The sequence below is a fragment of the Paenibacillus sp. FSL H3-0469 genome, from assembly GCF_038051945.1.
Classification (GTDB): Bacteria; Bacillota; Bacilli; order Paenibacillales; family Paenibacillaceae; genus Paenibacillus_AQ.
In genome coordinates this window covers 5,137,169-5,159,940 of record NZ_CP150302.1, presented here as the reverse complement: position 1 = coordinate 5,159,940, position 22,772 = coordinate 5,137,169, and the positions used below count along the sequence as shown (strand labels likewise).

General features: G+C 54.1%; 22 protein-coding genes. 4 read left to right on the top strand and 18 right to left on the bottom strand.

The annotated features are described in order from the left end of the window. Positions 1 to 16 precede the first annotated feature (16 nt). The gene (gene glgD, locus NSS83_RS22760; protein WP_341182737.1) at positions 17 to 1,120 is read right to left on the bottom strand and encodes a glucose-1-phosphate adenylyltransferase subunit GlgD; all 1,104 of its coding nucleotides are present in this window, start codon (positions 1,118 to 1,120) and stop codon (positions 17 to 19) included. A gap of 24 nt (positions 1,121 to 1,144) precedes the next feature. Continuing rightward, positions 1,145 to 2,308: a glucose-1-phosphate adenylyltransferase gene (locus tag NSS83_RS22755; RefSeq protein ID WP_341182738.1), complete on the bottom strand. Its 1,164-nt coding sequence runs from the start codon at positions 2,306 to 2,308 to the stop codon at positions 1,145 to 1,147. A gap of 489 nt (positions 2,309 to 2,797) precedes the next feature. Here NSS83_RS22755 and NSS83_RS22750 point away from each other — a divergent pair, with 489 nt between their 5' ends. From NSS83_RS22750 to NSS83_RS22740, 3 genes are all read left to right on the top strand, one after another. Further along, complete coding sequence (locus tag NSS83_RS22750) at positions 2,798 to 3,484, top strand: response regulator transcription factor (protein ID WP_341346530.1); 687 nt, start codon at positions 2,798 to 2,800, stop codon at positions 3,482 to 3,484. Next, a complete protein-coding gene (locus NSS83_RS22745) occupies positions 3,481 to 4,950 on the top strand; it encodes a HAMP domain-containing sensor histidine kinase (RefSeq protein WP_341346529.1) in 1,470 nt (489 codons plus the stop codon). The genes NSS83_RS22750 and NSS83_RS22745 overlap by 4 nt, the downstream gene beginning before the upstream one ends. A gap of 230 nt (positions 4,951 to 5,180) precedes the next feature. After that, the gene (locus tag NSS83_RS22740) at positions 5,181 to 5,747 is read left to right on the top strand and encodes an FAD-dependent oxidoreductase (protein WP_341182741.1); all 567 of its coding nucleotides are present in this window, start codon (positions 5,181 to 5,183) and stop codon (positions 5,745 to 5,747) included. A gap of 280 nt (positions 5,748 to 6,027) precedes the next feature. Here the strand turns inward: NSS83_RS22740 and NSS83_RS22735 are convergent, their stop codons facing one another. The 10 genes from NSS83_RS22735 to NSS83_RS22690 all read right to left on the bottom strand — a co-directional run bounded on the left by NSS83_RS22735 (position 6,028) and on the right by NSS83_RS22690 (position 15,982). After that, positions 6,028 to 7,011 (bottom strand): glycosyltransferase family 2 protein, encoded by a 984-nt coding sequence (locus NSS83_RS22735; protein ID WP_341182743.1) that lies wholly within the window; start codon positions 7,009 to 7,011, stop codon positions 6,028 to 6,030. A gap of 84 nt (positions 7,012 to 7,095) precedes the next feature. Then, entirely contained in the window at positions 7,096 to 9,297 is a 2,202-nt protein-coding gene (locus tag NSS83_RS22730; RefSeq protein ID WP_341346528.1) for a glycosyltransferase family 39 protein, read from the bottom strand. A 161-nt stretch (positions 9,298 to 9,458) separates the two neighbouring features. Next, positions 9,459 to 10,004 (bottom strand): DUF1697 domain-containing protein, encoded by a 546-nt coding sequence (locus NSS83_RS22725; RefSeq protein WP_341346527.1) that lies wholly within the window; start codon positions 10,002 to 10,004, stop codon positions 9,459 to 9,461. Between the two features lie 40 nt (positions 10,005 to 10,044). Next, positions 10,045 to 10,845 (bottom strand): aminoglycoside phosphotransferase family protein, encoded by an 801-nt coding sequence (locus tag NSS83_RS22720; RefSeq protein ID WP_341182746.1) that lies wholly within the window; start codon positions 10,843 to 10,845, stop codon positions 10,045 to 10,047. 16 nt (positions 10,846 to 10,861) lie between these two features. Continuing rightward, complete coding sequence (locus NSS83_RS22715; RefSeq protein ID WP_341182747.1) at positions 10,862 to 11,158, bottom strand: antibiotic biosynthesis monooxygenase; 297 nt, start codon at positions 11,156 to 11,158, stop codon at positions 10,862 to 10,864. 15 nt (positions 11,159 to 11,173) lie between these two features. Further along, complete coding sequence (locus tag NSS83_RS22710) at positions 11,174 to 11,794, bottom strand: hypothetical protein (protein WP_341346526.1); 621 nt, start codon at positions 11,792 to 11,794, stop codon at positions 11,174 to 11,176. 128 nt (positions 11,795 to 11,922) lie between these two features. Further along, a complete protein-coding gene (locus tag NSS83_RS22705) occupies positions 11,923 to 13,047 on the bottom strand; it encodes an endospore germination permease (protein ID WP_341346525.1) in 1,125 nt (374 codons plus the stop codon). A gap of 27 nt (positions 13,048 to 13,074) precedes the next feature. Next, a complete protein-coding gene (locus tag NSS83_RS22700; protein ID WP_341346524.1) occupies positions 13,075 to 13,278 on the bottom strand; it encodes a hypothetical protein in 204 nt (67 codons plus the stop codon). A 2-nt stretch (positions 13,279 to 13,280) separates the two neighbouring features. Beyond that, positions 13,281 to 14,438 (bottom strand): Ger(x)C family spore germination protein, encoded by a 1,158-nt coding sequence (locus tag NSS83_RS22695; protein WP_341346523.1) that lies wholly within the window; start codon positions 14,436 to 14,438, stop codon positions 13,281 to 13,283. Next, positions 14,435 to 15,982 (bottom strand): spore germination protein, encoded by a 1,548-nt coding sequence (locus NSS83_RS22690; protein ID WP_341346522.1) that lies wholly within the window; start codon positions 15,980 to 15,982, stop codon positions 14,435 to 14,437. The genes NSS83_RS22695 and NSS83_RS22690 overlap by 4 nt, the downstream gene beginning before the upstream one ends. A 276-nt stretch (positions 15,983 to 16,258) precedes the next feature. On the opposite strand from NSS83_RS22690, the gene NSS83_RS22685 reads away from it, so the two are divergent. Next, positions 16,259 to 16,618, top strand: a complete 360-nt coding sequence (locus tag NSS83_RS22685; RefSeq protein WP_341346521.1) for an MGMT family protein — start codon at positions 16,259 to 16,261, stop codon at positions 16,616 to 16,618. Here the strand turns inward: NSS83_RS22685 and NSS83_RS22680 are convergent. From NSS83_RS22680 to NSS83_RS22655, 6 genes are all read right to left on the bottom strand, one after another. Beyond that, the gene (locus NSS83_RS22680; RefSeq protein WP_341346520.1) at positions 16,615 to 17,322 is read right to left on the bottom strand and encodes a DUF1361 domain-containing protein; all 708 of its coding nucleotides are present in this window, start codon (positions 17,320 to 17,322) and stop codon (positions 16,615 to 16,617) included. The two genes, NSS83_RS22685 and NSS83_RS22680, sit on opposite strands and share 4 nt — an antisense overlap. Positions 17,323 to 17,860: 538 nt before the next feature. Further along, positions 17,861 to 19,639, bottom strand: a complete 1,779-nt coding sequence (locus NSS83_RS22675) for a SulP family inorganic anion transporter (RefSeq protein WP_341346519.1) — start codon at positions 19,637 to 19,639, stop codon at positions 17,861 to 17,863. A 106-nt stretch (positions 19,640 to 19,745) separates the two neighbouring features. Beyond that, positions 19,746 to 20,072 (bottom strand): metalloregulator ArsR/SmtB family transcription factor, encoded by a 327-nt coding sequence (locus NSS83_RS22670; protein ID WP_036700195.1) that lies wholly within the window; start codon positions 20,070 to 20,072, stop codon positions 19,746 to 19,748. Between the two features lie 116 nt (positions 20,073 to 20,188). Next, the gene (locus tag NSS83_RS22665) at positions 20,189 to 20,569 is read right to left on the bottom strand and encodes a hypothetical protein (RefSeq protein WP_341346518.1); all 381 of its coding nucleotides are present in this window, start codon (positions 20,567 to 20,569) and stop codon (positions 20,189 to 20,191) included. 67 nt (positions 20,570 to 20,636) lie between these two features. Continuing rightward, the gene (locus NSS83_RS22660) at positions 20,637 to 22,265 is read right to left on the bottom strand and encodes a phosphatidylserine/phosphatidylglycerophosphate/cardiolipin synthase family protein (RefSeq protein WP_341346517.1); all 1,629 of its coding nucleotides are present in this window, start codon (positions 22,263 to 22,265) and stop codon (positions 20,637 to 20,639) included. 209 nt (positions 22,266 to 22,474) lie between these two features. Next, a complete protein-coding gene (locus NSS83_RS22655; RefSeq protein ID WP_341182754.1) occupies positions 22,475 to 22,771 on the bottom strand; it encodes a putative quinol monooxygenase in 297 nt (98 codons plus the stop codon). Position 22,772 lies beyond the last annotated feature (1 nt).

Genomic DNA, 22,772 nt, shown 5'->3' with positions numbered 1-22,772 from the left:
TCCCCTGATCCAGATATTATATCTTGCTGCTCTTGGCTATGACAAATGGACGCCTGCTGTCTCCAACGAGTATCCGGTCTTTGCTGAGATGCACATCTTTGTCCATAATAACATTCTCAATCACGGCATTCTCTTCAATGACGCATTTCTGCATAATCACAGAATTAATAATTCTCGCACCCTTACGAATCTGTACGCCCCGGAAAATAACGCTGTTCTCCACCGACCCGGCGATTACACAGCCGTTGGCCACCAGCGAGTTGCTGACCGACGCGCTATCCAGATAACGGGTAGGCGCTTCGTATTTAATCTTGGTCTGTACCGGATTCTCTTTGAACAGGCCGAAGTAATTCTCCTGCTTCAGCAGCTCCAGGCTGTTCTTATAGTAGCTCTCCAGGGAATTGATAACGGCATGATAACCCTTATATTCATAGCCGGAAATTTTGAATTTGTGGCGGTTCTTCTGAATCGCATCGCGGAAGAAATAGCTCTCGCCATGGGCGATACAATGCTCCACCTGCTCCAGGAACAGCTTCTTCTCCATAATAAAGATGTCCAGATACACATTCGGATGATGCTTCTCATGGTGAATATTCGTAACGAGGTTGTCGTCATTAAGCTCGACCCGCAGGCAGGGGTCATGCTCGGGCAGAAGCTCATCGATCTGCTTGTAGACCATCGTTACGTCTGCACCCTGTTCCAGGTGATACTGATAGAGGTCCTGCAGATCCACCGTGTTGATATGCTGGCTGCCGGAGAAGACGATATATTTGGCCGCAGCCCTTTTGAAGAAATCGAGATTGTTATGATAATGCTGGAGATCGCCGATGGAAGTGTCCGTAGGGTCATTCCAGTCCGGCGGCAGGATGAACAGTCCGCCATGCTTGCGGTTCATATCCCACGATTTGCCGTCGCCCAGATGATCCATCAGTGAGCGGTATTTGCGGCGGACGAACAGCCCTACGCTCTCCAGCTCCGCACGCATCATGTTCGACAAGACGAAGTCGATCAGCCGGTAACGGCTGGCGAAGGGGACCGCTGCTCCGCAGCGGAAATAGGTCAATTCATTGAGATTATCCAGTTCATGATCAAGATTAATTACGCCCATAAGCTCTTTCATCGTTAATCCCCCGTCCTCTTGTGGTTATATGGTTTTGGCTGCTACAGATTTGAGCTTCTTGCTTCGTCTGTCGATCAGTAGAATTTCATCCTCATTCTCCCGGTCGACGCCGATTTCCATATTATCCTCAATGACCGTGTTCTGACTAATGATCGCTTTGTGAATTCTCACGTTCTTGCCGATCTTCACCTTGGGCATAATGACAGAATCGGTAATTACACTGCCTTCGCCAACTTCTACCCCGTAGAAGAGTACCGAATGCTTCACCTCGCCATGCACAATGCAGCCCTCATTAATAATGCAGCTCGATACCTTGGCTCCCGGTGCCACATATTGTGCAGGCTGATTCGGATTGCGGGTGAAAATTCTCCAGCCGGTATCATTCAGGTTCAGGGGAGGTGTATCGCTCAGAAGATCCATATTCGCTTCCCACAGGCTATCTACCGTACCCACATCTCTCCAGTAGCCTTCAAATGGATAAGCATACAGGGATTGGCCTTCACCCAGCATCATCGGTATAATATCTTTGCCGAAGTCATGCGACGAGTCGGTGTTCTCTCCGTCCTCAAGCAGATGTTTGCGCAGAACATCCCATTTGAAAATATATACACCCATAGAGGCAAGCGTGCTCTTAGGCTGGGCCGGCTTCTCATCAAACTCGTAAATTTTGAGATCATCTTCTGTATTCAATATGCCGAAGCGGCTCGCTTCCTCCAGCGGTACGTCAATGACCGAGATGGTGCAGTCAGCGTTCTTGGATTTGTGATATTGCAGCATGGCATGATAATCCATCTTGTAAATATGGTCTCCCGACAGGATTAACACATGCTCCGGATCGAACTGATCCACGAACTTGAGATTGCGGTAGATCGCATCTGCCGTTCCCCGGTACCAGCTGCTTCCGTTCTCCCGTTCATGCGGAGGCAAGACGAATACGCCGCCATCCTTGCGGTTCAGGTCCCAGTCGCTGCCGACCCCGATATACGAATGCAGCACCAGCGGTTCATATTGTGTCAGCACACCCACGGTATCGATGCCTGAATTCGAGCAGTTACTTAGAGGGAAATCGATGATGCGGTAGGTTCCTCCGAAATATACAGCCGGTTTGGCAATCGATTTGGTCAAACTTTTCAATCTTTTCCCTTGGCCTCCCGCCAATAGCATGGCTACCATCTCTTTTTTCTTCATGGAAGAGCCTCCTTGACTTATGGGTAATGTAACATGTAATAAATTAGGTTGAATGAGTTATGCTGTGAAGTGTAGACCTAAATAGATACCCTAAAAAGAAGTGTTATGAAAAGATGTAGCCCAAAAGAAATGCAGTGACAGGATGAATACGAATTATACGGGGAGGAAAACAGCTGAACAGGACCGGTTACCGGTTAAGCAGAGTGATAAAGCGCAAAAACCAGCTTGTATCCTTATATTCTAAAGTGTTCTAGATCCGCCGTCAAAACCCTTTATTGCCTGCCTTAAACTTTAAATTTATAACTATTTTTCAGATGAATGGCGTTAATATATTTCTATAATAAGATAACCATTATGATTAACCGCAATCGGCCGGAATGAATCGAATCCGTGGCTCCAAAGGCCTATTTTCAGCAAACGTTCAACCGGGGAATTCATACTATGGACATACTACACTAACTATACTTACTTAAAATGGAGGAAATGCTAATGAAAGCGCCACAAGGTGTCCGGCTACTCTTGGTGGATGATGAGCCTCATATCCTTCAGTTTCTGGAGCTGGGCCTAATGAACGAAGGCTTTGAGGTACAGACCGCCGCAGATGGCGCTGAAGCCCTGGCAGCGGCAGCCGACTTCAAGCCGCATGTTGTTATCCTTGATGTAATGATGCCCGGCATGGACGGATTCGAGGTCTGCCGGTGCCTCCGTTCCGAGGAAGCGGAGGTGGCGATCATCATGCTGACCGCCAAGGATGAGGTGGACGACCGCGTGACGGGCCTGTCTCTGGGCGCAGATGATTACATGGTGAAGCCGTTCAGCTTCGAGGAGCTGCTGGCCCGGATTCAGGCCCGGCTGCGCAACCAGTTCCCCGGCCTGCTCGGCGAGGTCCGGTGCGGCCCCTTCCGGATTGACGGCCGCCGCAAGGAGATCCGCCATAAGGATGAGGTGCTGGAGCTGTCTCCGACTGAATATGAGCTGCTGCAGTATCTGGTAATTAACCACGGGCTGGTCCTGAGCAAGCCGATGATTCTCGACAAGGTGTGGGGCTATGACTTCGGCGGGGAGGAGAATATCGTGGAGGTCTATATCCGCTCCCTCCGGGAGAAGCTCGGCGACAAGGAGCACCGGATCATCCGCACCCTGCGCGGGGCCGGGTACCGGGTGGATCTGGTATGACTGCCCGGACCCATAGATTCACGGGCAGATTCCATGCTCCGCCTTCCCTGCGCAAGCAGCTGCTCGCCGCCTCGCTGCTCATTCTCTCAGGATTGCTTATACTGATTGGCACACTCCAGTATGTACTCATGCGGAATTTCATATACAGCAACCGGGCAGAGGCGATGGAGACCCAGATACGCTCTGTGCCATTTGAAATCTTCAATAATGCAGGTAACAGACGGCCCGGGGGAGACCGGCGCCCCCTGCTGCTCGACGCCCATACTACCCTCGCTATCTATAATCAGGACGGCAGCTTTATGGATTTGAAGGAGGAGACCCTGTCTGCTTCGCCTGCACCGAGAATGAGTAATGAGGCCTATGACCAGCTGTTGAAGCTCCCCCAGGACAAGAGGGGCGGGAGTTACCAGCTGATTACCGCCGGGGATGGCAGCCGGCATCTGGCGGTCTTCATGAATCTCGGCAGGCCCGGTGCTGCCCGGATGCTCCTGCAGATGACGGTGGAGACCGGACCGCTGAAGGATGTCATCCTGCAGCAGCTGCTTATCTTCGGCGCATTGTCGGTAACGGCTCTGCTGGCCGGGCTGCTGCTGTATTTGCCTGCCCTGCGCAAAACGCTGGTCCCCTTATCCAACATGGGGCGTTCAGCCCAGATTATTGATGCCGGCAACCTGAATGTGCGGTTCCCTGAGGAGCAGGGCCAGCTTGAGATCGACCAGCTCGCCCAGTCCTTCAACGGCATGCTGGAGCGGCTGGAGATTTCGTTCAAGAATGAGCGGGAGGCGAAAGAGCAGATGCGCCGGTTCGCTGCAGATGCTTCCCATGAGCTGCGGACGCCGCTGACATCCATCTACGGCTTCCTGGAGGTACTTCTGCGCGGAGCTGCCGATAACCGGGAACAGCTCTACAGCGCGCTGAACAGCATGCACGGTGAAGCCAAACGCATCAACAAGCTGGTGGAGGACCTGCTTCTGCTCGCCCGGATGGACGGCGCGCCCCGGCTGCGGGTCAAGCAGGTACTGCTGGGCGAGCTGATCGACGACATGCAGGCGCAACTCCGGGTGCTGGCCGGAGAGCGGCAGGTCGTCTTCGACCTGGCCTGCGGCATCCGTTGCCTGGTTGATCCTGACCAGATCAGACAGGTCCTTCTTAATCTATTCCACAATGCGGTTCAGCATACCGATGCGCTCAAGGGCATCATCCATATATCGCTGCACGCTGAGGGAGAACGGGCAGAGCTGACCGTGAAGGATAACGGCTCCGGCATCTCTGCGGAGCATCTCCCGCATGTCTTCGACCGCTTCTACCGCAGCGATTCCTCCCGCACACGCAAATACGGCGGCTCCGGGCTTGGATTATCGATTACGAGGTCCATTGCCGAAGCGCATCAGGGGGACGTTACTGTATCCAGCACCCCGGGTGAGGGGGCTGCCTTTAAGGTCTTTCTTCCCTGCCTGCGTGATTAGCCAATGAGCTGTAAATAGCGATATAATAGTAAGCAGGAATGAAGCGAGTCTTGCGATGTGATTCAATGAGGCTTATGCTATCAAAACTTAGGCATATGCTTCCGAAGCAAGTTTTGCGATGTGATTCAATGAAGAGTATGCTATCAAAACTTAGGCATATGCTTCCGAAGCAAGTTTTGCGATGTGATTCAATGAAGAGTATGCTATCAAAACTTTTAGGAGGTTATCTCATGTATGAAATCGCCATTATCGGTGCCGGTCCTGCCGGTGCAAGCGCCGCCCTGTTCGCTGCCAAGGCCGGCAAAAAAACACTGCTGATTGACAATGACAAAGGTATGACCCGCAGAGGCTGGTATGAGAATTATTACGGAATTAGTGAGATCGGCGGACCTGAGCTGGTAGAGACCGGACATAAACAGGCCGTGAAGTTCGGGGCCGAGCTGGTCGCCGGACAGGCGACATCGCTTGAAGCCAGCGGTGAGGGCTTCGTCATCGGCACAGAGAGCGGAGCTACTTATGAGGCTAAGCATGTCGTGCTGGCGACAGGTGTACTGACGGATCTGGCTGCCGCAGCCGGGGTAACCACCAAGGAGGGTACGGAGCCAAGAATCAAGACGGTGATTGCCGCCACTCCGGAAGGCAAAACCAATATCGACGGGATCTGGGCCGCCGGAACCGTTGCCGGAATGAGCGTACACGCCATTATCACTGCCGGGGACGGCGCCAAGGTTGCCGTCAACATTATCAGTGAGCTGAACGGCGCACGTTATGTCGATCACGATTTGCTGAAAGCATAGGTTGGTTGCAACTAGTCACCAAAAGGCTGTCCCAATGGTCATTACATGACTATTGGGACAGCCCCTTTTTATTTGAGTAAGACATGCTCGTCTATCTGAGTTAGCGCTACGACCGTAGTGCATGTACTAGCTCCAATTGCATTTTCTACAATAGATTTCACTTTAATTCATCCAAAAGGCGATCTGTTGTATTAATTACAACAGATCCAATATTTGAATAAATCCAGCCAAAAGAAATGGGGCTACCTCACAAGTAAGTTCGCTTACTTAAGAAATATGGTTATTTGTTGAGATTGGCGACTCTCTGCTCCTGCGTGCTCTGCTGCGGCCTGCCGCTGTAGAACTCCTGAACGATGTAGAGGGGACGGCCCTTCGATTCATCATAGATCCGTCCGACATACTCGCCCAGAATACCCAGCATGAGCAGCACGAACCCGTTGAAGGTCAAGGTGATTCCGATCATCGATGCCCAGCCCTTCACGGCCGCATCCGTAAAGAGTGCCAGGTACAGCACATACATCAGGTACAGAAAGCCGGATACGGACAGCAGTGCTCCAAGAACGCCCGCCAGCTTCAGCGGCTTATAAGAAAAGGAGGTAATCCCGTCCAGCGACAGCTTCAGCATCCGCCTGAACGGATATTTGGTCTCTCCGGCCAGACGCTCCTCCCGCTCGTATTCTATCGCCTTCTGGCGGAATCCAACCCAGCTGACGAGACCGCGCACGAAGCGGTTCTTCTCGGGCAGACGTTTCAGCTCGTCGCAGACCCTGCGGTCCATCAGGCGGAAATCGCCGGTATCCACCGGAATGGAGATATCTGTCGAATAACGCAGCACCCGGTAAAATAAGCTGGCCGTCCATTTTTTGAACAGGGACTCTCCGTTTCGCTTGATTCTCTTGGCATACACAACCTGGTAGCCCTGCTTCCACTCCGCAATCATCTCCGGAATCAGCTCGGGCGGGTCCTGGAGATCCGCGTCAATGATCACAACCGCATCGCCCAGCGCATAATCCATCCCTGCCGTAATAGCGACCTGATGCCCGAAATTGCGGGACAGATCGATCAGCTTCACACTTTCATCCCAATAGCTGTACTCCTCGATCATCTGTGCGCAGTTGTCGGTGCTGCCGTCATTGACGAAGATCAGCTCGTAGGGCTCGCCTGTTGTGCCCATTACTTTTTTGATGCGCCGGTACGTCTCCTGAATAACAGCCTCTTCATTGAACATCGGTATAATAATGGAATAGCGCACTTGAACACTCATGGGCAGCTCCTCCTCAAAAGTAGTAAGGAAGCGCGCCGGCAAAGGGCCGGATATACGCGCTTCCTGATCTCCTGCTTCCGCAGGTTAGTTCAGGGTTATCTCATAAAGGGTTCCGGCATTGCCGCTGTTCTGTGTTCCCTGCCAGTCTGCGGCCGGAACCTCCGTGCCGTTCTTGGTAATCCATTCCGTAATCTCCGAGCTGCCGCCACGCCCCCCGCCCATGCCGCCGTTGGTGACGAGGAAGTACTTCACCTGCCCGCTCGCCACAAGCGCCTTCAGGGTGTCCGGGGTGTAAGGCGTATCTGACGCATTGAAGCCGTTCAGGATAACAACCTGCTCCCCTTCGTCGATGATATAAGGGCCTGCCGTACCATAATCCATCGCTGCGAACAGATATTTCTCGCCGGTATTATGCTCCTTGAGATAGCCCATCAGAGACTCATTAATACCAGCGGCGTTATTCCTTCCCCCCATGCCGCCCATTCCGGCCCTGGTGTCCACGCCAGGCGCGTTGCCCATGTTGCTTATATTCCCCCTACCGAAGCTGAAGGAACTTCCGCTATCCGGACCTGCTGCCGGCGTCATGCTATTATTGCCATAGGCAATCGGTGTGAAAGCCCAGTAGAGCGGGCCAATCAGCAGCACCAGAAATCCTGTTACCGCAGCGGCATGTAACCAGGAAGGCTTACCCCGTACCGCCTTCAGCAGCCGCAGAATGATCAGCACTACTGTCATTGCAATACCTGCTGCCAGTATGCCTACGGACCACCCGCTGCCGATAGTATCGTTATACGGACGGATAATGTATACCTCAAGCGCCGTTGTAGCCAGCACCGCTGCGGGCAGCAGCCAGGACAGCCAGGTCTTCCGCTCCTTATAGTAGCTCCAGAGCTGAGACCAGCCTGCACCTGCCAGCGCCGCCACCGGCGGAGCCATCATGATCAGGTAGTACTGGTGGAAGAAGCTGGCGATGCTGAAGAATCCCATGACCGGAACCAGCCAGGCCAGCCAGAACAGGGCTTCCTTATGCTGCCGGGTGAAGCTCCTGCGGCGCAGGCTGGCCAAGATCCCGATGCTGCCAAGCAGCACGAACGGCAGCAGCCAGCTCGCCTGGCCGGACAGCTCCTGCTGGAACAGCCTTAGCGGACCGGCAGTGCCTGTGTTGAACATGCCGCCACCGCCGCCGTTCATCCCACCGCGTCCGTTCGGGCTTCCGAACCCGCCGAATCCTCCGTTCTCTCCTTCTCCGCGCCGCCCGCCGTCCTGTCCGCCCGGCACCATTCCGCCACCGCGTCCGTCCTGGCCTGAGGCAGCCCCGCCGCTGTCACGGCTCTGATTGTCCACGGCGGCGGAATCACGGCCGGTCATCGTCCCTTGCCCGCCAGCTCCATCCATGGGCGGGAATTGACCGTTAAAGTCCGGCATTTCCCCGTTCATTTCTGGCATGCCGCCACCGCCAAAGCCACCGAAGCCGCCTCCACCGCCGCCAGTGCTGCGGTCACCGGTCAGACGGGACACACCGTTATAGCCAAAAGCCAGATTCAGCACAGAATTGGTGCCGCTGCTCCCGATGTAAGGACGCTCATCCGCCGGAATGGAATCGACAATTACCGCCCAGGATAGAGACACTGCCAGTAGTAAGGCCGTGCAGGCTGCAAGGGTGCCGGTTTTCTTCTTCCAGTTCACCTTGGCTGCCAGGAGATAGAATAGATAAAAGGCCGGAAGAACCATATACGCCTGCAGCATCTTCTCATTGAAAGCGACACCGATGAGTCCGAAGGCTGCCAGCAGGCTGCCAAGCCGGTGGGTCCGGGTGCCTCTGAACAGGAACCATGCCGCCAGCAGCAGTGTGAACACCAGCAGCGTATCAATATTGTTCGTCCGGCTTACCGCCGCTGCTACCGGAGTAGCGGCCATAACGAGCGCTGCAAGCCGTGCCGCCGCCCGTCCGAAAGTAGGCTTCACCAGCAGATAGACTAAGAGTACCGAGCCCACACCGCTGAGCACCTGCGGCAGAATGACACTCCAGCCATGCAGGCCGAAGACCAGCGCGCTTAAGGTCTGCAGCCAGAAGGTTACCGGCGGCTTATCAACCGTTACAGACCCTGCCGAATCCAGGGAAGCGAAGAAGAAGTTATGAAAGCTCTGCAGCATGCTGCCCACTGCGGTTGTATAGTACGTATTGGCATACTGGTCATTCCAGATTCCGTATCCGTACAGGACGGCTGCCAGCAGCATAATCATTAGCAGGACAACATCGATACCCGGCCTCTTCAGTAATTTCATTGTATGATCCACTCCGATTCGTTCATTTCTTAGGTGTATTATGGCATCTGTACCTTAACCCGTAATGAATGCCCGCTGAATGTTTGCTGAACGTGCCGGACACGCCAAATACCCCGCCAGGAGATGTCCCGGTGGGGTATTTGGTAGAGCTACTATTTCCTTTACGGCTTACGGGCCAGCGCCGCTACCTTGTTCAGGGTGTTCCAGTTGCGCGCGGTAAGCGCCGTTTCCAGCAGCTTGTCGAACGGCACCTTGAACAGCGGCGACTCGCTTACACTCACTTCATAGAGGGCATACAGCTCCCTGCCGATCACCCGCAGCTTATCAGCTCCATCCTCATAGGGGCGGAGCTTCTCCAGCGCTTCAGCGGCTGGCTCCGCTGCCAGGAAAGAGACGTACAGGCGCTTGTAGGCTTCCTGTTCACTCTGCGGGAACGGATTGCCGGCAATAACTGCTTCCAGCTCCTCCAGAGAACGGATGATCACCGGCACTTCAAAGCCGAAGGTCTCCAGAATCTTCACGCTAATCATCTCCGCCAGCCCGTCGCCGGTTAACGCTTCACTCTCAAATATAACATTGCCGCTCTGAATATAAGTGCGTACATTCATGAATGGAAGTGTCCCGAGCGCGGCCTTCAGATCCTGCATTTTGATCACTTTGTTGCCGCCGACATTGATGCCGCGCAGCAAGGCAATGTATGTATTCATCTGTGGTCTGCCTCCCCTATACAGTCTGTTACCGGCAGGTCTATGCTCTCAGGCGTCTGCGGATCTCGCGGACCAGCAGCTCCTTCTCGGGAACCGGAAGGCCTTCTACGAGCCGTGCCGCCGCTACCGGCAGTATCCACGCTTCGATCTCCTCATGTGCCAAGCCTGACAGCTTCAGATACCTGCCGACATATTGTGCGGTCAGCCGTTTTCTGGCGAACCCCAGGAACCCCTTAGCGAACACGGAAGCCTGCGGAGGCATGGCCCCGATACTGAACATGATTACTGACCGCGCCACATCTGCAGCAGGATTGCCGCGGACGCCGGTCATCCAGTCAATGACCCACAGCTTATCGTCCAGCAGGATATTATCCGGGTGGAAATCGCCATGACATAGCTTCTCCCCGTCCGGCAGCCGGGCAAGCCGGGACAGAATCTGTGTTTTCTCCTCTGTCTCAAGCATGGGTGCCGCGATAATCTGCTGCTCCAGGCGCTTCTTCTGCGCTCCGGCTTCGCCCATGCCGTCAAGCTGATGGAGGCTGTAATGCAGGGCGGCCATCTGTTTGAAGCCGCTGAAGTTCAGCCAAGGCTTCCGGTTCATCTGCTGCAGCAGGGTAGGACCGGCGATCTGCTGATATACAATTCCCTGTTTGCCCTCTACAACTACCCGCTCATGGGGCTGCGGAGTAGCAACACCTTGTTCATAGACCCATTTACTGATGCGGTATTCCAAGTCCACATGCTCTTCCGGAACATCCTCGCGGTACAGCTTAAGGATTCTCTCTTCCCCATACTCCATCACTTCAGCCGTTCTGCCTTGACCGATTACCTTCCCCTGCATATACGTACCCTCTCCACTAATCCAGACTAACCTTCGTATAATGCTCTACTACAGGAAAAGGGCTGTAATAATGATGCAGCAGCGCCTTCCACTCCTGATACTGGGGCGATTCCCTGAAGCCTACCGTATGATCCTCCAGGCTGCGCCAGCGGACAATCAGCAGATACTTGTGCTCATCTTCCATACAGTGCTGAAGCTCATGGCCTAAATACCCGTCAATTGAAGCAATCAGCGGGGAGGCCTCCTTGAAGCTCTGCTCGAAGGAATGAGTCTGTCCCGGCTTCACCTGCAGCATTGCCGCTTCTGTAATCATGCTCTCATCTCCCTTTTATAGTGAATCGCGGAAAAACTCATGATAGAAATTAATAATAACCAGCAGCACAGCCAGCGATTCGTTGACGCTACCCACTTCCAGCGCGTGATTGGCATCGTCAATTCTGTAGACCCTTACCTGCTTCATACTGCTAAGCTCGGCAGGATGCTGCCCGGTGAACATCGGGTCACTCCCGCCGTAAATCACACTGCCCCGGCTCTGCCGGATGAACGGAAGGCTCTCGGGAACAGGGGTAAGGAACAAATGCGAGACCTTCTCGCCCATTCCAGGCTCCGACGCCGCCTTACCTGCAATGATCGTGCCCATACTCTTACTGATGAACAGGAACTGCTCATAGTCGGGAAGTGAAGCCAGCGCAATCTTGCATTCCTCGGCAACAATATCAATCTCTTCGCGCTTGAAGGCTACTCTGGCAGCCTGATAGCCGTATTCGAGCAGCAGCAGGTCACAGCCGTATTCCCGGGCCAGCTTGCCTGCATAATCCAGCAGCGGCCGCTCGGCGGAATAATTCTGTCCCGGAAACACCACGGCCAGCACCTTGGAGCCTTGCGTAATAAGCTTATGTCTGACCTCTCTGCCCCAATGTGAGGACATTACAATGCTGGATACGCTCATCTGTAATCCACGCCTTTCTTACCTGTTCTATGAGATTCTCTCTTATCTCTCATTATAGCTAACTTCAGCACAGGTTGAAAACCGGACAGCCCCGCAGGGCGGGGCTGAAGAGATGACGCTGCTCTGCTCTATGAACCTTCCGGCTGCTGCTCTGGAAGAGCCTTGTGCCTGCTGCTCCTTCTGCGGGCAAGAAGTTCGGCTGTAAGCCACAGTACCACAGGGATCACCACTTCGAACGGGAGGGCATATACCTTGTAGATGTGATAGGCGAACTCTTCCATTTCCATAATATTGGAATAGATGAAATCCGACAGATAGATCATGATCAGTCCCATCTGCAGCACTACAGACCGGTAGCTCCCCAGCTTGAATACCTTCGCTACCCCGTTACAGGTTACATACAGACACAGACTGACCTTGACGAAGAGCGCCGTAACAAACACAATGGCCGCCGAGCCCTCGATCCGGGTAACGAAATCACCGATATTAATCCGGCTGACTGCCACGTAAGAGGGGAAGTACAGACCGGACAGAATATCAGGACCCAGCATCAGCAGATTGCGCAGTGTAATCATAATAATGATCCCTCCTGCAATCAAAGTGCTGCTGACCAGCACCCGCTTGGCAGAGCCCTTGGCCGGAATGGCGCTGAACGCGCCCAGGAAGACTACAATCTCGGCAAAAGGGAAGGTGAACGAGCCTGCTGTATCTGCAAGAATAAGGTCGAATCTGGTATGGAGGAAAGGCTTCAGATGATGGTATTCAAACTTGGGTACAGAGAGTAGTTGTAAGACCACAATTACAATCAGCGAGAAGAGCAGCAGGAATTTGGCGCTTCTTCCTAGCACCTCAATCCCGGCGTGGACCACCCAGATACAGAGCAGGCCAATCATAAGCATAGGTGCGAGCATCGGAGTTGCGGTTAAAGCCACGGTCTTGCTGAACTCCCCGAAATTGCGCAGCACCAGCGCTCCCAGATGTAAAGCATACCAGATATACAGACAACAGAGCATCCGTCCCAGGACGGAGCCGAACACTTCAATCAGCATGTCATACAGATCCTTGCCCGGAAAGAGGACATGGAGTCTCGCATAGATCAGCATGAGGGGAACCGCCAGCAGAATGGCCAGGAGCTGGGCAATCCAGCTGCTGTTGCCGGACTGTGACGAGGTTCCCAGGAACAGGGAAGCGCCGGTGATAAATAATACAGCGATGCTGATGGACTGGCCAGCCGGGATAATCTCTTTGCTCACACTCTCCTCCTCCTTCAGCGTCACGCTCTAATATAGCCTTTTGATCCAATCCACAAACAGCGGGGACGGACTGGGTATCTCCCAGCGCATCGAGAGTGCGAAGGCCAGCACGAAGGAGATCAGGTACAGGGCAGAACAGACCAGGAAATCCCGCTTCATTCTCTTCTTCAGCAGCCCGTATGGATCAATTACAGCTATCAGTGCGTAGATCAATACCACGTAGATGACCATGTCTAATCCCCCAGCCTGATAGCCCGTGAAGTCTTGGCACTGCTCTGTATCGTCACCTTGGACTTGACGTTCACTTCAAGACCGGCAAAGGCCTCAGGCCAGTGATCCTCCACCTCCGCCCAGAGCTTGGGCTGGTTCTCATACAGGCTCTCGCCAAAGCCAAAAATATCAGCGTCATATTGCTGCTGCATCTTATGAACTAACGCAAGAATATCTGCCTGCAGCTCCTCAGCGGCCCTTTGCTCGATATCCTGAATAGTCTCACCTTTAAGTAGTCCTTCCGTGGTCATCACCTCATCCAGCCCTGTCTTGGTGACCGTACGAATCTCCATCTGGAGCCTGCCATCTACCATTTGGTGCTTCAGCTTGGTCTGATTGGAGATAATCTCCAGGGAATACGCCGGATCTCCCCGCTTATCATCCACAACCAGCACCCCTCCCTGCAGTACATTTTTGATCATAAGCATCGTCTTCGTCTCATCGCCGCTCAGTTTGCCCACCATCCGGTCCTTCGCGAATACGGCGGTGCCTGCCACCCTTTCGCTCCTCTCACCATTTTTCCGGTGAATATGAATGATTGGCGCTGTCGCATTAATCCCCGAAGTCTCCAGCTTGTCAATGAAATCCCAGATCTCCACAGCCGGAGCGATGTTCATATACTTCTCGTCATGCATCATCTGGGCCAATTCAAAAGACAGAATCGCTTCTGTGGTACTGTTCAGATTGAGCACCTCGCGGGCCGTCTTCTCTCCTGATATGAAGATGAACACATCCGAACGGGTCTCCGTGTCCCGGCTGTACCAGTCAATGACTTTCACCAGCCCCTCTCTGGCCGCTTCCTCACTGATGATTATTGCCTTGGCATGACTCCAGAACAGCTTCTTGCCGGTCATAGAGATCATATTGCGGACGATTTCAAACATCGTATTCCCGCTGAGGCTGACCATTTTATAGCCCGCCTGAGCCTTGTCGGCTGCCCCGCCAGTATCTACGATCTCTGCTGTAAGCAGCAGCTTCCCATCCTCATCCTTATCAATGGCCACCCCGGCTACAATCGCCATATCATCCACCTCGGCATAATTCCAGCATCCGGTGAGTCCCAGGCTCAGCAGCAGCAACAGTGAGATCAGAGAGGCGATCCTTCTTCGCAGGGACCTCATGACCGCTTCGCCGGTCTTTTCGGCGGCTTCCGTCTCCGGTTGCGCATTCCAATCATCGCCGGCCGCAGATTCATATCCCACCAGGGGGCACGGATGGTTGTATCCTTAATATCCTGCGGGCGGATTGAGCCGACTCCCAGCATATAAGAGACCCCGAAGGAGCGCAGACTCATCAGATGAATGACCAGACCGAGCAGACCGAAGAAATATCCGTAGAGGCCGAGGAAAAAGGTGGTGCCCAGCAGCAGCAGTCTGGCCATGATCAGCGGCCCGGTCAGTCTTGGATTCAGCAGGGTCGTTATCCCTGTCAAGCCCACCACGATGACCATCGGCGCACTGACAATCCGTGCATCCACAGCAGCCTGGCCCAGTACCAGCGCTCCGACAATGCTTACCGCCTGCCCAATCGAAGTCGGTATCCGCGCGCCCGCTTCCCGCAGCACCTCGAAGATGGTCAACATAAGCAGCGCTTCAACTATGGTTGGAAAAGGCACCGATTGCCTTGCGGTCGCAATGCTTAGCAGCAGCAGAGTGGGGACCATCTCCTGGGCATAGGTCACCAGGGCAATATAACCGGCCGGAATACTGATCGACATGAAGGCGCCCATCACTCGAAGCACACGGTTAAACGATGCAAAATAATAATTGATATAATAATCCTCACTGGCCTGGAAGTTCTCTACGAATACATAAGGGACAGTCAGCGCAAAAGGGGTACCTTCGATGAGCACCGCAACCCGGCCCTCCAGAATTTTGCTTACCAGTGTGTCCGGCCGCTCGGTATTTCCCACAGTTTCAAACGGAGAATAAGGCTCGTCGCGGATCAGCTCGGACAAATAACCCGTATCCAGAATCAGATCAAGCTCCACCTTCTCCAGCCTGTCATACAGCTCCTTAATAATGGCAGGAGAGGCCAGGCTCTCCATATAGCAGATACAGGTCTGCGTCTTGCTGCGTGTTCCGATTTGCGTGAATTCAAATTTCAGATCCGGGTCCTGCACTCTGCGGCGGATCAGGGTCAGATTGACAAGCAGCGATTCGGTGAACCCCTCACGGGGGCCGCGCACTGCTTTTTCTGTAGTAGGCTCTTCTATCGCTCTGGAATCCCATCCCTGAACATTGATAACCAACCCTCCGGCATAGCCATCCAGGAGCAGCAACGCCTTCCCGCTGACGACCGCTCCGATCAATCCCTCCAGCTCCCCGGTGGCCGTGACATCAGGCGTATCAATAACGGTCAGGCGGATTCTTTCCATCAGAACCTTGGGGTTCCGGTACTCTTCTTCTGCGGGCTGGTAAGCAAGCACCGGCTTGATGATTCCTGTCTGAATCAGATTCCGGTCCACCATTCCATCGACATAGATTAATCCGCAGCGGACGGGAGCGCCCTGGCTGTTCTCTATGATCCTTACTCTTAGTGTCCCGTCGTTATTGAAAATCTTCCGCAGCCGTTCCACCGTCTCCTCCAGCGAAGGGCTTAGCGGAGGATGCGCGGACAGGGTACCGGCAGCTTCACTATTCAGTGCAGAATGCTTGTTCTTCACCGCTATCACTCCTGTCAGAGATCTATTGCTCTGATTATCCCCCGTCTCTCTAACTCCTATTCGCCAGAATTTGCTGAATGGAAGAGCAGAAGCCGCCTAGCCCTTGAACGGCACAGCAAATAAGCCCGCTCTGTAACAGAGGGGCTGGCTTAGGCCAAGCTTCGTATGAGATTGTCAGTTGCTGCTCCACCAGTGCCAAAGCTCCTTGCAGCAGCCGCTTTATGTTATGGTTAGTACAGTATTGTTACAGACTGAGAATTTAAAGGAGCCCGCAAGATGACACCATTCACGCGAAAAGTTATCCTCATCATTCAATCGATTCCGGAAGGCTCCGTCATGACCTACGGCGGAATTGCCCGGGCGGCCGGAAGCCCCCGGGCAGCACGGCAGGTCGTGCGCATTCTGCACTCCATGAGCAGAAAGTACAAGCTGCCGTGGCACAGGGTCATCAACGCCAAAGGCATGATCTCGCTCACCGAAGACGAATCCTCCTCCCTGCAGCAGCTGTACTTAACCGGCGAGGGCGTTGTCTTCGATGAACAGGGCGTGGTTGACCTGGAGCGCTACCAGTATGTTCCCGCTCTTGAGCTGGAGATGGAGCTTACGGCTGACCTCGGCGATGAAGGGGAAGCTTAACCTATCTTCCTCCGGCCCCCGGAATAACTCCTGCGGTCTCCGCCCCCCAGCCCGTTCAGCAGGCAATACATCGTGGCATAGATCACCAGCAGCACAAAGGCGACGAACAGGCTGAAGAACACAGACTGCCGGTTCAGACTGTCCATGACCAGCCGGTAGAGCTGATGGCGGTCCGTCAGCACATCCCAGCTGTTCAGCCGGTAGACTCGGCCGAGCAAGACGCCGTAGCCGCCCATGACACAGGCGAATAGGACGAAGACCCACGAGAGCAGCATGTTGCTTTTCCGGTATATCACGTGCTGGAACTGGTACAGGGAGAAGAATCCGGTCAGCCAGCCGCTCCAGGTGAACAGGAGGAGGGTGGTCAGATCATACCAGTACCGGTTCTGGATCGTTCCGCCGACGATATACTTGCTTTTGCGGACGGTCAGATGGATCAGATCGGTCATAATATAAGGCGCATTCGGAAAAAACAGCAGCCAGGCTACGCCCAGCGGCAGAATCAGCAGCCCCCCGATCTTCCGCTTATCCAGCTCATGCGCGGCCATGGAGAAGAAGAACGGCACCCAGGCCAGAAACAGATTCCAGATCAGAAAGGCATAGAACGTATCCGTCTGCAGCGAAACTACGCGGTACACCGCAAGCGATGCCGCCGTCATAGCAGCCAGAAGGATGAAGACCTTGGTGTAATTCAGTTCTTTCATGAAGGATAATCTCCTTACCTTGATATAGTCCAATGATGTAATTGTACAAATATGGGGCGGGAGTGTCCAATATCGGGGGCAGTACCCTCACGCTGCGCATTGTATTCGGTTTTTCACATACATCTGGCCTATGCGCCACCTCCGCCTAACTCTGCCACTCCTGAGACTTTTCTCTCTCTCACCAGCCGCTTGTATGAAACAGCAATGTTGCACATTATGCAGGATTTATCTATAAATGTTACTGGCTAGGAAGCAATGTTGCATAATTTGCAGGATTTCCGGTAGTTAGAGCAAGTTAGCGCCGGAGTTGTTGCATTTTGTGCAGGATTTCAGCATAAGCCGCTTCTATTGGGCAGCATTGTTGCATTTTGTGCAGGATTTATCTATAAATGTTACTGGCCCTTACCCCAAAAATAAAAAAGCAGCGCCACCCCGAAGGGAAACACTGCTTGTGTATGATTTACCCTAGCTGCAACTGCTGCCTGCGGACCGGCAGCCAAGGTCGCCTTGTACCCGCGTCAGCCCTGCACCGCGCGGGTTATACCCCGCCGCTCAGCTTGCGGGCCACCGCCGGAGTGCGCCCCTTGAAGGTGGCGCTGCGCGAGGAGGAATCCTCCAGCCCCGAGAGGGCGCTGCATTCTCTGAAGGCCGCATGCGCGCAGCCCCGGCAACGGCTGGGGTTCACGCTGCCCAGCGCATCATTAATCGCTTCCCCGGTATGATCATAGAACTGTGAGGCACCGATCCGGTCATATAGACCTGTTCTCTTCAGCAGCTCCAGCGGCTGGCTCTGGATGCCTGAGATCATCAGCCTGCCGCCTGCCGCCTGCAATTCCTTCACCAGCGCTGCCAGATTGGCCTCGCCTGTCGTATCCATCAGCGGGACCTTGCCCATGCGCAGCAGGATAAGCTTAGGCTGATCCGGGCCGAGCTCGGGCATGGTGTGGTCGAAGCGGTAAGCGGCTCCGAAGAACAGCGGTCCCTCCACATTGTAGATTCCGATCTGCGGACAGTCGTGGCTCTCGGTTACCATATGGGCCTCAACCTTGACGGAAGACGGGTCAGGCAGCACCTTGGAGATTCTGTGTACCTCGCCCATACGCTTCACGAAGAGGACAACAGCCAGAATCAGCCCCACCTCAACCGCCACGGTCAGATCGGCGAATACCGTCAGCAGGAAGGTAATCGCCAGCACCAGCGAATCCCCGGTCTTCAGCTTCAGCAGGTGGAGGAATTCCTTGCGTTCACTCATATTCCAGGCTACGACCATCAGAATCGGGGCCATCGCTGCCAGCGGAATGCTGGAGGCGTACGGGGCGAACAGCAGCAGGATCAGGAACACGACCACGCCGTGAATGATCCCGGATAGTGGAGAAGCGGCACCGCTGCGGATATTGGTAGCGGTTCTGGCAATCGCACCCGTAGCCGGTATCCCGCCGAATAACGGCGCAGCGATATTGGCGACCCCCTGGCCGATCAGCTCCCGGTTGCTGTCATGGCGTGTGCCCGACATACCGTCAGCCACGACTGCGGAGAGCAGAGACTCAATGGCCCCCAGCAGCGCAATGACAAAGGCCGGCCGGATCAGCAGCTTGATTTTCTCCCATGTAATGACCGGGAAGTGAAAGCTAGGAAGTGTATTCGGGATATCTCCATAGGCAGAGCCGATGGTCGTCACCTTGCCGCTGAAGAACAGGGCAGCGATAACCGTGGCACACAACAGTCCGATCAGAGAACCCGGCACCTTCGGGGCAAACCGCAACCCCAGCACCACTACGGCGAGACATACCCCCGCAGTCAGAATGCTATACAGATTGATTGTGGAGAGATGCGCCCCGATCTCCTTCATATTGTCGATAAAGCTCTCATGCCGCTTCATATCCCTCAGGCCAAGAAAGTTCGCAATCTGCCCGCTGAAAATAATAACGGCAATCCCGGCCGTAAAACCAATGGTCACCGGCTTCGGAATGAACTTAATCAATACCCCCAGCCGCAGAACACCCATCAAGACAAGAATCACCCCGGCCATCATTCCGGCAATCAGCAGATTCTCATACCCGTACTGCATCGCAATGGCGAATAAAATAGGAATGAATGCACCCGTAGGTCCGCCAATCTGGAACCTGGACCCGCCGAATAAGGAAATCAGTATTCCGGCCACAATGGTTGTATAAATTCCGTACTCCGGCTTCACACCGGAAGCAATAGCAAATGCCATCCCGAGCGGGATGGCAATAACGCCGACGATTGTCCCTGAAATGATATCCTTGCGCAGCGAAGCAATGTTATAGCCTTTGAATCGGCCCCACCCTGTCATCCTATAACCTTCTTTTCTCTGAATATCTGATTATTTGAATATAATATCCACATTACTCCTGCCCGCTGCTCTTGTCAACGGGGTAATCCGCCCCCGGAAGCCGGGGTTATTCGCTGCGGATGCCTTCAAGCAGGGAGATGGTACTCACCAGATGATTGTCGAAAATCTGTCTGGCTACAGCCAGAAGCTCCTTGATCAGAGGATCACGGAGGGCATAGATGACAGTGGTCCCTTCCTTGACGCTGGTGACCACATTTTTGGCCCGGAGAACGGCCAGCTGCTGGGATACCGCAGAGCCCTCGGAGCCCAGGATCGCCTGCAGCTCGTTCACATTCTTCTCGCCTTCGCTAAGCAGCTCCAGAATCCGAATCCGCATCGGGTGAGCCAGCGCTTTGAAGAATTCCGTCTTAAATTGTTGAATATCGCTGTTCATCAGACTTCTGCTCCTTATGCTGTTACTTGTTTCAATCTATATTATATTAGCGCATTTGGCTGAAGGTGGCTATGCCGGGGCAGGAAATCGTTCGTAAGCCGGGGGCCTTGCGGCCCTTACAGATTCACGGGATACAGCCTCGCTTCACGGGTCCTCAGCTCAACGAACCCGCCCAGCGCCATGGGTTCGCCCAGGCATTCGAACATAATCAGGTCGCGGCCGATCCGCAGATAGCCCGCGCCGTCCTCCTCTATATTTTCCAGCACGCCCGTCAGGATAACCATGTCCCCTTCGGTTCTCAGGCCAAAGGCACCGCCGGGAGCCGGCACAATATCGACCCAGCTCATGAACAGCGCCGGCAGCTCCCATTCTGCCTGCCATTCCTCACCCGGCTGTACAGGCGGCCCGCACCAGATGGCTCTGGCTTCTCCCCATTCCCCTGCTGCGAATCTGATTTCCCCGGTCCGGGGACCTTGTCCAAGAATGTGTATGTTCATCTTCATTAGCTCCATCTTCGTTCATTGGTATAACGCCATTATACATGACCCGGCGCCGGAGAGGATATCAGGTGTAATTCTGCGTCGCTTTGTTCAGATAGGTGCTGGGATGCAGCCAGGGATGCTTGAAGAACTCGTGTTTGTCTGTGATCTTGCGGGAGACGCTGAGGTCATAATCAATCATGCGCTTCACCTTCTCCGCGAGATCTCTGCCTTTTACCAGCAGGCCCAGCTCGTAATCATGGCAGGCACTCCGTTCATTTATATTATAAGAGCCGTGAAATACCGCCTGCGCTCTGTGGTCGTAGATGATTTTCCAGTGGGAGAAGCGTTCAGTCGCACTATAATCATAGAAGGTTACGCCGTTACAAAAGGGAACGTACATGTTGCTGCGCACTGCCGCCCGGTTCGTCGGATGGTCATTAACCTCCAGCGGATTGCAAATGACGAGATGGCAGGCACGCTCCGGCCCCACTTCACCCAGCCGGTCCCAGAAGGCCTGATCGATTAGATACGGATTCACAATAAGGGTCTCATCGGCTGCATAGGAGATCACATCCAGAATATATTGCTGAATCAGATTCACCGGGTTGCCGGGAAAGCTCGCGAAGAGTGTACACTCCTCCTCCCCGAACGCATAGTCCACAGCAGGACGATAGAAGGGTGAAGTAAGGTCAAAGTGATCTCCCCCGAGCAGCAGCCATCTGGAATGAAAAACAGCGTTCAGCGACTGGGCCACAGCCCCCTGAATGCGGAAGCAGCCGTCATGCCATTCCTCTTCCTTCGCAGGGATACCTAGCGGACGTCCATCTACCTGCTGGTCCGGGGCTTCCTGAATAGGTGTCGCAAAGGTATACTGGTCCCCGATATTCAGACTGCCGATAATAGAAGTTATTCCGTCTATAATCATGAATTTGCGGTGGTCGATCACATTCAGCCCGGTCACTTCCACATCCTCCTGTACCTTATCCTGCAGAAAAAGGATGCTCTCAGGCACGCCCTGTGACTTTAGCACCTTGCGCTTTGCAGCCCATTCCTCCGCACCGTAATAGGAGTGGAAGGTATCCAGCAGCTTCGCACCCGCCTGCTCCAGACGCCCGGCAATGCCGGAGAATTGCCCTACCTCCAGATTCTGGCCGTATCCGAGCGCAGTGACCGTATAATTCACCATGATTCTAACCTGGACCCCGCGCTCAAGCGCATGAAGCAGCTCATCCGCGATAAGGTTCCCCGAATGGTCATTGAAGAACAGCATGACAGACAGATGAATATAACGTTCAGCCTTGCGGATCTCGCCGAGCAGCATGTCCAGGCATTGCGGGCCGTTCACATAAGGCTCTACCCGGTTATGCCGGGTGGTCTGCGGGGCCAGAGCCCTGAGCTTGCCGGAATCGAGTCCCGCTACTGTGTCCGCGAGCTGATTAAGCCATTCCAGGCTTATACCCGGCAGCTGCCCGAGCTGCTGCATATCGGTTATGACGCCCCCGCACTCCTGTCGGTAAGCGCGCGCGGTATCACTTTGCAAAAGAGGGGCAAAAGCCGGCTCAGCCTCCTCCGCACCTTCGGTAAGCGAAGCCAGGGAGCCGCCCGAAATGTGATAATTCACGTAATCTATGAGATCCTGCTGGAGCTGTTTGTCCTGGTCCGCAGCAGCAGAAATTGAGGTTAACCGGTGATTGTTATGTACACTAGTCATGCTGTCTTCATCTCCTTCGTTCTTCCCGCGCCTTCCTTCGCCAGCAAATGACAAGTCAAGTCAGGGTAAGGTAAGATACCCGGCTTGTACGTTTTATAAACGGCATGGTGTCATTCAAAATAAGATGACTCAGGTGCTTTGCGGGGACCCCAAAACAAAAAAAGGATGCCGCAGCAGTCATTAGACTGCCGGAGCATCCCGGAATTCCATTATTTGCTCAATTCCTCAGCACTATACACCTTAACATCAAGCGGTGCAGTCAGAAACTCTCCCGCTTTGGCGGCAAAGGCGGTGAAGTGCGGGCTTGTATTATGAGCGGCAATGGCTGCCTGGTCACGCCAGGTCTCAACCATAAGATACAGGCTTCCGTCTGCTGCATGCTTATACAGCTCGTAGGACAGGTTCCCCTCTTCTTCGTGCGTGGCGGCAATCAGCGTCTTCGCTGTGGCCAGGAACTCTTCCTCCCGTGCAGGATTCACATGAAGCAGGGCATGGATAATTAACATG